Here is a 12,353-nt window from a genome sequence, read left to right on the forward strand (position 1 = left end):
GGTTACATCAGCACAATATCGTACTGCTCTTGGGAGTAGTGTTGCTCAACCTGAAAACGGATCGTTTTATTGATAAACGTCTCCAGGTCAGCCACTGCCGCTGACTCTTCATCTAGTAAGCGGTCAACAACGGGCTGCGATGCAAGCACCATATAAGTTTCAGCACTGTAGGCACGCTCTTCGCGCAGAATTTCACGGAAAATTTCGTAGCAGACAGTCTCAGGCGTTTTAAGTGTGCCCCGGCCACTACAGGTGGGGCATGCTTCGCAGAGCGTTTGCTCCAGGCTCTCCCGGGTGCGCTTGCGGGTAAGCTGAACCAAGCCAAGCTCGGTGACACCGGTACACTTGGTTTTAGCGTGGTCGCGCTCTAAGGCTTTTTCCAATACTCGCAACACTTGCCGCTGATGCTCAACATCGCTCATATCGATAAAGTCGATAATGATGATGCCGCCCAGGTTGCGCAACCGAAGTTGGCGGGCAATCGCCGTGGCCGCCTCAAGGTTGGTTTTGAAAATGGTCTCTTCAAGGTTGCGGTGACCTACATAGCCGCCGGTATTAACATCAATGGTGGTCATTGCCTCGGTGGGGTCAATCACCAGATAGCCACCGGATTTCAGCTGCACCTTGCGACCCAAGGCTTTCTGGATCTCATCCTCGACACTGTAGAGATCAAAGATGGGGCGCTCACCTGGGTAGTACTCAATCCGCTCAACGGCATCGGGCATAAACTCTTCGGCAAACTCGACCAGTTTGACGAAGTTTTCCCGCGAATCGATACGCACTTTTTCAATATCGTCGCGCATTACGTCGCGCAGAGTGCGCATAAAGAGCGGCAAATCATCATAAATGACGCTTTGTGGCGTCGCGGTGACTTTACGCTCACTCACCTTACGCCACAGCCGCAACAGAAAGTGCATATCGCCTTTTAGCTCTTCGTCACCTACGCCTTCCGCGGCAGTTCGGACAATAAAGCCACCCGTCACTTCCAGCGTCTGCTCCGCCACGCTGTTATCCAGCAGGGCTTTTAAACGCTCGCGTTCACGCTCATCCTCGATGCGCTGCGAAACGCCGTGATGCGGCGAGTCGGGCATATACACCAAATAGCGGGAAGGGATCGAGAGGTGCGTGGTTAAGCGCGCACCTTTACTTCCAATAGGGTCTTTGGTCGCTTGCACCACCAACGCCTGACCTTCATGAAGCAACTGGCCGATGGTCTGCTGCTCATCGAGCGGCGTGCCGGGTGGCATCACTTCGTGGGCATGAATAAATGCCGCCCGCTCTAAGCCAATATCAACAAAGGCAGCCTGCATACCAGGCAACACACGCACTACTTTGCCTTTGTAGATATTGCCCACGATGCCACGCCGACGGGAACGCTCGATCAGTGCCTCTTGCAAAACGCCATTTTCAACCAGCGCGACGCGGGTTTCCATTGGCGTTAAATTGATGAGAACTTCACCGCTCATGCAAAATTCCTTGTTGGTTGACGTATTCCTTGCCAGCGATACAGGCGGCGTTGCCCTCTATATCTAGAGAATTAAACGCGCTGCCAGATAGGAACTCCCTGTCGGCATAGCAAGTGCGTCGTCTCATACAGCGGTAGCCCTACCACTGCTGAGTGACTGCCTTGAATCTGTTTTACAAATATGGCGGCTAACCCCTGTATTGCGTAGCCACCAGCCTTATCAGCAGGTTCACCCGTGCGCCAATAGGCAACGATTTCATCAGCGCTTATCTCACGCATTGTCACCTGAGTAGTCACGCAGGAGGAGAGCATACCTTCTGGCCCACTTATCGCCACAGCGGTAAGCACCTCGTGGCACCGCCCCGAAAGCAGCCGCAGCATCTCGGCGCCCTCCTCAGCATTCGCTGGTTTACCTAGGATACGCCCATCGACCACCACAGCGGTATCTGAACCTAGGATAGGCAAGTGGGTAAAAGGGGCTGCTGCCTCGGCTTTGGCAACTGCTAAGCGCTGCACATACGCTTGAGCCGACTCACCCACCTGCGGAGTCTCATCAATATCACAAGGGTGAACCGCGACCGGCACACCAATGGATGCCAGCAAAGCTCGACGGCGTGGAGAGGCAGACGCTAAACACAAAACAGGCGCAGTCATGAAGCGGCCAACCGACGTTCTAATGCCTGGAACATCGTCGCTAGCCATGGCCATAGCAACGCACTGATCAGCGCGGGAATCAAAAAGGCTAAATGAATCGAAAAATCACCCACGATAGTGCGTAGCCATTGAGCAACTAATTGCATCAAGCCCAACAGCACCAACACCAGCGCTGACTGCTGTACCAGTGAATAAGCACGGAAGCGGGGATAGACCAGCGCACACAGGAAGGCCAGCAGTGCATAAATAAGCGCATGCTGGCCCAGCACGGTGCCTTCAATTAAATCCATCAAAATCCCCAGCACAAAGCCATGAAAAACGCCGACTCTGTCGGGTGTGCGCATACACCAGTAGATCAGCATCAGCCCTAACCACTCAGGGCGATATACCTGCCAGCCATCGGCCAGCGGCATCACCTGCAAGCAAAGAGCCAAGACCAAACTAAACCAAATAATCACTAGCGGAACAATCGGTGCTCGTGGCATCAGGGCACCTCTTGAGATGATGCATTTGAGTCGCGCAACGCATTATTGGGACTTGTTGAAAGCTGGAGTGAAGAGCGCAAGGCTTCTGCGGAGATATCCAGCGTCTCATCCCAGGCATGCTCTTCTACCTCCTCTCGCGGGGGCGGAAAAAGTAGCAAGAAATGACGCGAGCGCTGCAGTTGAGCCATCGGTTCGGCCGTCACGCGAGCAAAAGGCTGCCCCGGATCGTGAAACACCTCGGTGACTCGCGCCACGGGGTAACCCGGAGGAAAGCGTCCAGCCAAGCCCGATGTGGTCAGTAAATCACCTTCACGGATATCAGCCGTATCAGGTACGTGCATCACATTAACGCTGCTGTAACGCCCCGCCCCTTGGACGATAAAACGTAAGCCATTGCGGTTTAACTGAACCGGCAACGCATGACTGGCATCAGCTAACAGCAGTACCCGACTTGAGTAGGCAGAGACCGCGGTAATTTGCCCCACCAAGCCCGAGGCATCAATCACCGGCTGCCCCACGTAGGTGCCATTGCGATGGCCGCGATTAATCACCATCTGATGACTAAAGGGGTCGTTATCAAGCGACAACAGTTCGGCGGTGATATAAGGAATATCACGCCGCTTCGCGGCTTTTAGTAATTCGCGCAGCTCGCTGTTTTCCGCGGTCAAATTCGCCATTCGCTGACCACGATGGGAAAGGGTGAGAATCTGCTCACGCAGGCGACGATTTTCATCCACCAACGCCTGCTGATCGGAGAGCGCAAGCGACCCCCAATTCAACAGGTCGCTAGGCACACTGACGACCCATTGAATAGGAGCAACGACCATCGACATTTGCGCGCGCACTTTCTCCATACGCGTGAAATGCTGGTCGACAAACATCAATGCACTGGCGGCCAAGACGCAAAAAAACAGCCGGTAGCCCGGCAGTGGCCCGTGCGAAAACAGCGGTTTAATAGGCAATCCCCCCGCAATTAACCGCTGCGATTAGTCGCTCGACAGCAACTCAAAGGTGTGCTGATCAATCATCTCCAGCGCCTTACCACCGCCGCGAGCAACGCAGGTCAACGGGTCTTCGGCAACAATTACCGGCAACCCTGTCTCTTCAGCGATCAGCTTGTCCAGGTCTCGCAACAGCGCCCCACCGCCCGTTAGCACCAAGCCTCGCTCAGCGATGTCGGATGCCAACTCAGGCGGTGACTGCTCAAGGGCGCTCTTAATCGCGGCCACGATAGAACCCAGGGTTTCTTGCAATGCTTCCAGGGTTTCGTGGGAATTGAGCGTGAAGCTGCGTGGAATGCCTTCGGCCAGATTACGACCGCGCACGTCAATTTCGCGCAGTTCGCCACCGGGGTAGGCGCAACCAATCTCTTCCTTGATGCGCTCGGCTGTCGCTTCGCCTATCAGGCTGCCGTAGTGACGACGTACATAGGCGGTAATGGCCTCATCAAAGCGGTCGCCGCCCACCCGAATCGATTCGGAGTAGACCACGCCGTTGAGTGAAATAATCGCGATTTCAGTGGTACCACCACCGATATCCACCACCATCGACCCCTGCGCTTCATCAACCGGAAGGCCAGCGCCAATTGCCGCCGCCATGGGTTCTTCGATCAAGAACACCTCGCGGGCACCTGCCCCTTCGGCAGACTCACGAATCGCCCGACGTTCTACTTGTGTTGACATGCAAGGAACGCATACCAGAACGCGTGGACTGGGGGTTAAGAAGGTGCTTTGGTGAACTTTACGGATAAAGTGCTGAAGCATCTGCTCGGTGACGGTGAAGTCGGCAATAACGCCATCTTTCATCGGCCGAATCGCGGTAATATTGCCGGGCGTACGCCCCAGCATTCGCTTGGCATCAGTACCAACTGCCGCGACGCTGCGCATATTGCCAGACTGGCGGATAGCAACCACGGACGGCTCATCGAGCACGATACCGCGACCGCGAACATAAATCAGTGTGTTGGCCGTACCCAAGTCGATCGATAGATCGCTGGAAAACAGCCCCCTCAAACGTTTAAACATGGATGTTGTTACCTAGTGCAGACCGGGAACCCTGTGCGGATGCAAACGGTATCACCGCAACCCCCTGGCAGCAAGCACGAGTCGCGCCTAACACTGCCCGTTAAGGCCAAGATGTGGTACCTTTTGCGGCTATTTTCCACGTCTGCAACACAAGACGTTTTTTTGATATCGGTATGTATACCGCTTAAAGCCGATTATGTTCCATCACGTTTATAAGGAAATATCGATCATGGCGCTTGAAGAATCTCATGTGCGCCGGGCCGCTCACTTGGCCCGACTCGCTGTCAGCGATGACCAAGCCAGCGGCTTTGTAGACGACCTAAGCCGGATTCTGGACATGGTCGACCAGCTACAAAGCCTCGATACTGAAGGCGTTACGCCGCTCGCCCATCCGCTAGATGCGACCCAGCGACTGCGCGCCGATGAAGTGACGGAAACCAACCAGCGCGACACGTTTCAGCGCTGTGCTCCGGCAGTGGAAAATGGCCTGTATCTCGTGCCCCGCGTCGTTGAATAAGTACGCTGAGTAACAACGCACGAATATTTAATCAAGCCACCACTATTGCCTCTTTTTTTCTCCCCTGAACGGAGCTTCTGGGTCATGTACGAGAAAACCTTAACGCAACTCGCCGCCGCGCTAAAAAGCGGTGAGTTCTCAAGCCGCGAGCTGACCGCTCACTATTTGCAGCGTATCGAACAGGCTGACGGCAAGCTGAATAGTTTTATCAGCGTGACCGCCGAGCAAGCGCTGAAACAGGCTGAAGTAGCCGACAACGCCCGAGCGGCAGGCAACGCCGGGCCGCTGTCAGGCATTCCCCTAGCGCTCAAAGATATTTTTTGCACCCAGGGCGTGAAAACCAGCTGCGGTTCAAAAATGCTGGATAATTTTATCGCCCCCTACAACGCCACAGTGGTTGAAAAGCTCAACGCGGCGGGCACGATCAGCCTGGGCAAAACCAATATGGACGAGTTCGCCATGGGCTCCTCCAACGAAAACAGCTACTACGGCCCGGTCAAAAATCCCTGGGATCTGACAGCGGTGCCCGGCGGCAGCTCCGGCGGCAGCGCAGCAGCAGTCGCGGCTGGTTTGGTGCCCGCCGCCATGGGTACCGACACCGGCGGCTCGATTCGCCAGCCCGCGGCATTTTGTGGCATCACCGGTTTAAAGCCCACCTATGGTCGTGTGTCGCGCTTCGGCATTATTGCCTACGCCTCAAGCCTTGATCAGGCTGGCCCCATGGCGCGCAGCGCCGAAGATTGCGCCCACCTACTGGGTGTTATTGCGGGCCATGACGGCCGCGATTCCACCAGCGTTGCCCGCGGCGTACCCGACTATGTGGAAGGCCTTAATGCCCCCCTCTCGGGCCTCAAGATCGGGCTTCCCAAAGAGTATTTCGGCGATGGTTTAGACCCTGATGTCGAAAAAGCCGTCCGTGAGGCGGTAAAAGTTTACGAATCCCTAGGCGCGACGGTTCGTGAGGTCAGCCTACCGCATACCCACTATGCGATTCCGGCCTACTACGTGATCGCCCCCGCGGAAGCCTCTTCCAACCTGTCCCGCTACGACGGTGTGCGTTTTGGTCACCGCTGCGACAATCCCAGCGATTTGATTGACCTCTACACACGTTCGCGGGCTGAAGGCTTCGGCGAAGAAGTTAAACGACGCATCCTGATCGGCACTCACACGCTCTCTGAAGGCTTCTTTGACGCTTACTACACCAAAGCCCAGCAGGTGCGCCGTTTGATCCGTCAGGACTTCCTGGACGCCTTTGAAGACGTCGACGTGCTGATGGGCCCCGCCTCGCCTACCCCCGCGTTTGACCTGGGTGCCAAAAAAGATCCGGTGTCGATGTACCTGCAGGATATCTACACTATCGCGGTGAACCTAGCGGGCATTCCCGGCATCAGCGTGCCGGCGGGTTTGGCCGGTGGCCGCCCCGTTGGTCTCCAGATTCTGGGCACCCACTTTGCCGAAGCGCAGCTGCTTAACGTCGCTCACCAGTTTCAGCAAGCGACCGACTGGCACTTACAACGTCCTGCCTTTGCCGAGGAGTACGCCTAATGCAATGGGAAACCGTGATTGGGCTTGAAGTCCACGTTCAGCTCGCAACGCGTTCAAAAATCTTTTCCGGTGCCTCAACGGCGTTTGGCGCCGAGCCAAACACCCAGGCCTGCGCGGTGGATTTAGGCCTACCTGGCGTGCTGCCAGTGCTCAATGAGCAGGCCGTGGCCATGGCCGTGCAGTTTGGCCTGGCGGTGCATGCGGATATCGCCGAAGTCTCGGTGTTTGACCGTAAAAATTACTTCTACCCCGACCTGCCCAAGGGTTATCAAACCAGCCAGATGTACCATCCCATCGTCGGCCCTGGCGATGTTGAGATTACGTTGGAAGATGGCAGCACCAAGCGTATCCGCATTCACCATGCCCACCTTGAGGAAGATGCCGGTAAATCGCTGCATGAAGATTTTCACGGCATGACCGGTATCGACTTGAACCGTGCTGGCACGCCGCTACTGGAGATCGTCTCCGAGCCGGATATGCGTAGCGCCAAAGAGGCCGCGGCGTATCTCAAAGCGATTCACTCGATCGTTACTTACCTGGGCATTTCCGACGGCAATATGGCGGAAGGCTCCATGCGTTGCGACGTTAACGTCTCGGTACGCCCCAAAGGTCAGGAAGCCTTTGGCACCCGCGCTGAGATTAAAAACGTTAACTCTTTCCGTTTTGTCGAGCGCGCCATTGCCTTTGAGGTTGAGCGACAAATTGAGCTGATCGAAGATGGCGGCAGCGTGGTTCAAGAAACCCGCTTGTTTGACCCAGACCGTGATGAAACCCGCAGCATGCGTACCAAGGAGGAGGCCAACGACTACCGTTACTTCCCCTGCCCTGACCTGCTGCCGGTGGTGCTTGACCAAGCTTATCTTGACCACCTGCGTGGCCAGTTGCCCGAGCTGCCAGCAGATAAGCGTGAGCGCTTCCAGAACGAGCTGGGTCTGTCTGCTTATGACGCCAATGTCATCTCCGCCAGTCGCGATATGGCCGAATTCTTTGAAGCGGTGCATAGCGAGTGCGGCGATGCCAAGCAGGCAGCTAACTGGGTACAGGGTGAACTTTCCGGGGCACTTAACCGCGAAAACCTGAGCATTGCCAATAGCCCGATCTCAGCGCGCCAGCTAGGCGAGCTGATCAGCCGCGTACTGGATGACACCATTAACGGCAAAGCCGCTAAGGAGGTTTTTCAGGCGTTGTGGAACGGTCAGGGTGAGTCCGCCGACGAGGTGATTGACGCAAAAGGCCTCAAGCAGGTGACCGACACCGGCGCCATTGAAGCAATGATCGATCAAGTGATTGCCGACAGCCCCGCTCAGGTCGCCCAGTACTGCGACTCGGAGCCGGAAAAACGCGGCAAAATGATCGGCTACTTTGTTGGTCAGGTGATGAAGGCGTCGCGCGGCACCGCCAACCCACAGCAGGTGAACGGCTTGCTAAAAGAGAAGCTCGACGCGCTGCTGTAAAACCCAAAAAAACGGCTGCCTAGGCAGCCGTTTTTTTAATGACACACATTTGAACTAGGCCAACTGGCTGGGTTGGGTAAATCGCTTCAACTGCGCGCACCCAGCGGCCCACACATCGGCTTCAAACTCGGCGATGGCGGCGGTAGGGAAGCCAAGCCCCTGAGCAGGGCTGCCCTCTACTAATAACCCCGCCAGCTCGCCTACCAGCGGCATATGGCTGACCAGCATGATCGGCGCACCTTCAGGCTGCTCAAGCAACCAGTCGCTTACTGCATGAGGCGAGTCATCCGGAGTGATAAAATCCAGCGTTTCCAGCGAGGCTCCCAGCGCATCACATAGCGTTTGCGCGGTTTGCTGCGCGCGAGAATAGGGGCTGGCATAAATTTGCGGCATAAACAGCTCCCCATCAGCCACGCGCTCAGTCAGCCAACGGGCCATTTTTTTGACCTCCTGCTCACCATGAGGCGTTAATCGACGCGCTTGGTCGGGATACCCCGGTGCGGCCTCAGCGTGGCGCATAATCAACACATCAGGCATTCCTGCCTCCCTTGTCCTTAGAAACCTGGCCCTTAGAAACCTGGTTCTTAGAAGCGTGGTTGTGAGGAGCTTGGTCTCGATGGGCCTGCTGTACGGCTTCACGGGGCAGAATAAACTCTACATCGCTACTCTGCTCACCCATCATAAGGGTGCGCGCCATCTCCTGGGCGGGCACGCCGTCAAACAGCACATGATTGAGACCTTCCGCCAACGGCATATAAACACCCATTTCACTCGCTTTAGCGCATACCAGTTTAACGGTGTTTACCCCTTCTGCGACCTGGCCAAGGGCATCAACCGCCTCTTCCAACGTACGCCCTTCGCCCATGGCGTAGCCAACACGATAATTACGCGACAGGTTAGACGAGCAGGTAACGATCAAATCCCCCACCCCCGCCAGTCCTAAAAAGGTCATTGGGTTAGCCCCCTGGGCAACGGCAAAGCGGCTCATTTCGGCTAAGGCGCGAGTCATCAGCATACTGCGGGTGTTTTCGCCCATGCCCAGCGCCGCCGCCATACCGGCGGCAATCGCATAAATATTTTTCAGTGCACCACCCAGTTCAACACCATGACGGTCATCGCTAGCGTACACACGAAAGTAACGGCAACCCAATACTTGCTGTACGCGGGTGCGGGTAAGCGGGTCAGCGCTGGCAATCACGGTAGCAGTTAACTGCTTATCGGCAATTTCAGAGGCCAGATTTGGGCCCGCAATCACGCCAATGTGACTAAAGCCCGTTTCCTGCTCGAGTACCTGGCTCATCAGCAGAAAGCCCTTCTGCTCGATCCCCTTGGTGGTACTGACCAGTATCTGCTCGGGTCTCAACCACGCTTTCGCCGCCTGCACAACGCTGCGAAAGGCCTTTGAAGGAATAGCGATGAGTACAAGCTCCGCGTCGGCCAGCACGGCTTGGAGGTCGGTTGAGGCTTTCACTGCCGGATTCATTGCATAGTGGGGCAGATAACGACCGTTACGATGCTCTTGGTTGATTTGTGTGACCAGCGTTTCGTCACGCATCCACTGACGAACGCGGGCACCATTATCGGCGGCAATACTTGCTAGCGCCGTACCAAAACTACCGCCTCCCAGCACCGCTACGTTGGTTGTCACTGGGACATTGGTTTGCTGCTCAGCCATGACGATATCCTGATCGTTAGTCTCTTACATTTACTGGGTACTTTAGCATCTTCACTAACAGATGCGGCCCGCTTGGAAATCCAAGCGGGCCGCGTGTCTGACGCTATTGGCTCATTAAGCCGTCAAGACGCTATTCAGACGCTTCACGTAGGCAGCCGGGTCATCCAGATGGCCGCCCTCTGCAATAATTGCCTGATCGAGCAGGATGTGGGCTAACTGTCCAAATTGATCGCCTTCAGCCCCTTCCAAACGCGCTACCAGCGCGTGGCTAGGGTTAAGCTCAAGAATCGGCTTCACCTCGGGCAGCGGCTGACCGGCGGCTTCCATAATGCGGCGCATCTGGTAGCCCATTTCATGCTCGGGTAGCACGACGCAGGCCGGTGAATCGGTAAGGCGGTGAGTCACTTTTACCTCTTGAACACCATCGCCCAGCGCTTCTTTTACGCGCTTCACCAGTTCCTCTTTGGCTTTAGCGGTCTCCTCCTGAGCTTTTTTCTCTGCTTCGTCTTCCACATCGCCAAGATCAAGCTCGCCCTTGGCCACATCAGCAAAGGTTTTACCGTCGAATTCAGTCAGATGGCTCATCAACCAGTCATCGATACGGTCAGACAACAGCAGAACCTCGATGCCTTTTTTGCGGAAGATCTCCAGGTGAGGGCTGTTTTTCGCCGCATTGAAGCTATCAGCTACGACGTAATAAATCTTCTGCTGCCCCTCTTTCATGCGCTCGACATAGTCTGCCAGCCCGTGCTCCTGGGCAGCCGTATCGGTATGGGTTGAGGCAAAGCGCAGCAGACCAGCAATTTTTTCCCGATTAGAGGGGTCTTCGCCCGGCCCTTCTTTCAACACGCTACCAAAGGTATTCCAGAACGTCTGGTACTGCTCTTTATCTTTGGCCAGCTTCTTCAGCATATCCAAACCGCGCTTAGTAAGCGCCGATTTGATCTTATCAACATTGGGATCCTGCTGGAGCAGCTCACGGGATACGTTTAGCGACAGTTCGCGGGTATCCAGTACGCCTTTGATAAAGCGCAGGTAGAGCGGCAGGAACTGTTCGGCATCGTCCATAATAAAGACACGCTGAACGTAGAGCTTAACGCCCCGGGCACCGTCGCGCTCAAACAGGTCAAAAGGTGCCCGACCCGGTACATAGAGCAGGCTAGTGTATTCGAGCTTGCCTTCGACCTTGTTGTGGCTCCAGGTCAGGGGGTCAGAGAAATCGTGGGCAACGTGCTTGTAGAACGCCTTGTACTCATCGTCGGAAACCTCGCTCTTGGGACGCGACCACAGCGCCGTCGCCTCGTTAACGGTTTCCCAGGTAGTCACTTCACTACCCTCGATAGGATTGCCCTCGTCGTCCTTCGCCGTTTCTGTTTTCGGCATGCGCACGGGGACTTCGATATGATCCGAGTACTTACGAACCAAGCCCTGCAGCCGATAGTCGTCAGCAAACTCTTTGGCGTCCTCTTTCAGATGCAGAGTGATTTCTGTACCGTGCTGAGCACGCTCAATATCGGCAACGGTAAATTCACCTTCCCCTTTCGAGCGCCACTCAACGCCTTCTGAAGCGTCTGTACCCGCCTTGCGGGTGCGCACCGAAATTTCATCAGCGACGATAAAACCCGAGTAGAAACCAACGCCGAACTGACCGATTAGCTTGGCGTCTTTCTGCTGCTCACCAGAGAGCTGCTTGAGAAACTCAGCGGTACCGGAACGCGCAATGGTACCCAAGTTGGCGATCACGTCTTCCCGGTTCATGCCAACGCCATTATCACGTAGGGTGATAGTGTTGGCATCGCGGTCGTGTTCGATTTCAATGCGTAGTTCGCTGTCGCCTTCGTAGAGCGCATCGTTATCGAGAGCCGCGTAACGTAGCTTATCGCAGGCGTCGGCGGCGTTTGAGATAAGCTCGCGTAAGAAAATCTCCCGGTTAGAGTACAGGGAGTGAATCATCAAATTCAGCAGTTGCTTAACTTCCGTCTGAAAGCCTAGCGTTTCTTCGTGGTTAGCCGATTTATCAGTCGCTTGTTCGTGGGTAGCTGTAGTCATGCGCTTAGCCCTTATCAATCACGTTGAGTCGCATCCCTCTGCGTGTAGATGCAGTGGGATAAAATGGTTTCGTGGAGTAGATATGGGGATAGGCAGCGATTTTTCAAGCAGCCTTGATCAAGAAGCCACTGGCGGTAGCAAGCCGCTGGGGTCAAGAAGGCGTCATATCGGGATCGGTATATTTCCAGGCTCGATAGCCTTCCAGGCGCTGATCGATACGATTGAGCAGCCAGCCGACAATCAGCACGTCATCCACCACGCCGATTAGCATCAGAAAATCGGGTATCAGATCGAACGGCAGTACCAAATAACCCAGCGCTAATGCCATCATGCCGAATGCCGACCAGGGAATAGGCCGAAAATCGCCACGCATGACGTCTCGCGTCATGGGGATAAACAGTTTTAAAGCACGCACTATACGTTTTGTCGCCCAAACGCGGGATTTGAGTCGACGCAGCAACGACCAAGTGGATAATGGGGCCATA

General features: G+C 55.4%; 12 protein-coding genes. 3 read left to right on the forward strand and 9 right to left on the reverse strand.

Annotation, left to right across the window (positions count from 1 at the left end):
• Positions 1-2: 2 nt before the first annotated feature.
• From rng to HALA3H3_RS23300, 5 genes are all read right to left on the reverse strand, one after another.
• Positions 3-1,466, reverse strand: coding sequence for a ribonuclease G (rng, locus tag HALA3H3_RS23280; protein WP_022523945.1), 1,464 nt, complete (start codon positions 1,464-1,466; stop codon positions 3-5).
• Positions 1,467-1,537: 71 nt separating this feature from the next.
• Positions 1,538-2,119 (reverse strand): Maf family protein, encoded by a 582-nt coding sequence (locus HALA3H3_RS23285; RefSeq protein WP_022523946.1) that lies wholly within the window; start codon positions 2,117-2,119, stop codon positions 1,538-1,540.
• Positions 2,116-2,604, reverse strand: coding sequence for a rod shape-determining protein MreD (gene mreD, locus HALA3H3_RS23290; protein WP_022523947.1), 489 nt, complete (start codon positions 2,602-2,604; stop codon positions 2,116-2,118). Before mreD ends, HALA3H3_RS23285 begins: the two co-directional genes overlap by 4 nt.
• Positions 2,604-3,566, reverse strand: a complete 963-nt coding sequence (gene mreC, locus HALA3H3_RS23295; RefSeq protein ID WP_009287769.1) for a rod shape-determining protein MreC — start codon at positions 3,564-3,566, stop codon at positions 2,604-2,606. The genes mreD and mreC overlap by 1 nt, the downstream gene beginning before the upstream one ends.
• A 24-nt stretch (positions 3,567-3,590) precedes the next feature.
• Positions 3,591-4,628, reverse strand: coding sequence for a rod shape-determining protein (locus tag HALA3H3_RS23300; RefSeq protein WP_007114671.1), 1,038 nt, complete (start codon positions 4,626-4,628; stop codon positions 3,591-3,593).
• Positions 4,629-4,857: 229 nt separating this feature from the next.
• Between HALA3H3_RS23300 and gatC the strand changes: the two genes are divergently transcribed.
• The 3 genes from gatC (at position 4,858) to gatB (ending at position 8,144) form a co-directional block, all read left to right on the forward strand.
• Positions 4,858-5,145 carry an Asp-tRNA(Asn)/Glu-tRNA(Gln) amidotransferase subunit GatC gene (gene gatC / locus HALA3H3_RS23305; RefSeq protein WP_022523948.1) on the forward strand — a complete coding sequence of 96 codons (288 nt, stop codon included), beginning with the start codon at positions 4,858-4,860 and terminating at the stop codon, positions 5,143-5,145.
• Between the two features lie 84 nt (positions 5,146-5,229).
• On the forward strand, positions 5,230-6,690 hold the full coding sequence (gatA, locus tag HALA3H3_RS23310; RefSeq protein WP_022523949.1) for an Asp-tRNA(Asn)/Glu-tRNA(Gln) amidotransferase subunit GatA: 1,461 nt from the start codon (positions 5,230-5,232) through the stop codon (positions 6,688-6,690).
• The gene (gene gatB / locus HALA3H3_RS23315; RefSeq protein ID WP_009287767.1) at positions 6,690-8,144 is read left to right on the forward strand and encodes an Asp-tRNA(Asn)/Glu-tRNA(Gln) amidotransferase subunit GatB; all 1,455 of its coding nucleotides are present in this window, start codon (positions 6,690-6,692) and stop codon (positions 8,142-8,144) included. The genes gatA and gatB overlap by 1 nt, the downstream gene beginning before the upstream one ends.
• 54 nt (positions 8,145-8,198) lie before the next feature.
• On the opposite strand, the gene sixA is transcribed toward gatB, so the two are convergent.
• From sixA to HALA3H3_RS23335, 4 genes are all read right to left on the reverse strand, one after another.
• Positions 8,199-8,681 (reverse strand): phosphohistidine phosphatase SixA, encoded by a 483-nt coding sequence (gene sixA, locus HALA3H3_RS23320; RefSeq protein ID WP_027959073.1) that lies wholly within the window; start codon positions 8,679-8,681, stop codon positions 8,199-8,201.
• Entirely contained in the window at positions 8,674-9,819 is a 1,146-nt protein-coding gene (locus HALA3H3_RS23325; RefSeq protein WP_022523951.1) for an NAD(P)H-dependent glycerol-3-phosphate dehydrogenase, read from the reverse strand. Before HALA3H3_RS23325 ends, sixA begins: the two co-directional genes overlap by 8 nt.
• 114 nt (positions 9,820-9,933) lie before the next feature.
• A complete protein-coding gene (gene htpG / locus HALA3H3_RS23330; RefSeq protein ID WP_022523953.1) occupies positions 9,934-11,868 on the reverse strand; it encodes a molecular chaperone HtpG in 1,935 nt (644 codons plus the stop codon).
• A 151-nt stretch (positions 11,869-12,019) separates the two neighbouring features.
• On the reverse strand, positions 12,020-12,352 hold the full coding sequence (locus tag HALA3H3_RS23335; protein WP_022523954.1) for a YkvA family protein: 333 nt from the start codon (positions 12,350-12,352) through the stop codon (positions 12,020-12,022).
• Between the last annotated feature and the right edge of the window lies 1 nt (position 12,353).

Origin of the sequence: Halomonas sp. A3H3, assembly GCF_000982975.1 — a bacterium.
Lineage (GTDB): Bacteria > Pseudomonadota > Gammaproteobacteria > Pseudomonadales > Halomonadaceae > Vreelandella > Vreelandella titanicae.

Coding starts and splice junctions, on each gene's coding strand:
- rng (WP_022523945.1), bottom strand. CDS start 1,466: ATGAGCGGTGAAGTTCTCATCAATTTAACGCCAATGGAAACCCGCGTC.
- HALA3H3_RS23285 (WP_022523946.1), bottom strand. CDS start 2,119: ATGACTGCGCCTGTTTTGTGTTTAGCGTCTGCCTCTCCACGCCGTCGA.
- mreD (WP_022523947.1), bottom strand. CDS start 2,604: ATGCCACGAGCACCGATTGTTCCGCTAGTGATTATTTGGTTTAGTTTG.
- HALA3H3_RS23300 (WP_007114671.1), bottom strand. CDS start 4,628: ATGTTTAAACGTTTGAGGGGGCTGTTTTCCAGCGATCTATCGATCGAC.
- gatC (WP_022523948.1), top strand. CDS start 4,858: ATGGCGCTTGAAGAATCTCATGTGCGCCGGGCCGCTCACTTGGCCCGA.
- gatA (WP_022523949.1), top strand. CDS start 5,230: ATGTACGAGAAAACCTTAACGCAACTCGCCGCCGCGCTAAAAAGCGGT.
- gatB (WP_009287767.1), top strand. CDS start 6,690: ATGCAATGGGAAACCGTGATTGGGCTTGAAGTCCACGTTCAGCTCGCA.
- sixA (WP_027959073.1), bottom strand. CDS start 8,681: ATGCCTGATGTGTTGATTATGCGCCACGCTGAGGCCGCACCGGGGTAT.
- HALA3H3_RS23325 (WP_022523951.1), bottom strand. CDS start 9,819: ATGGCTGAGCAGCAAACCAATGTCCCAGTGACAACCAACGTAGCGGTG.
- htpG (WP_022523953.1), bottom strand. CDS start 11,868: ATGACTACAGCTACCCACGAACAAGCGACTGATAAATCGGCTAACCAC.
- HALA3H3_RS23335 (WP_022523954.1), bottom strand. CDS start 12,352: ATGGCCCCATTATCCACTTGGTCGTTGCTGCGTCGACTCAAATCCCGC.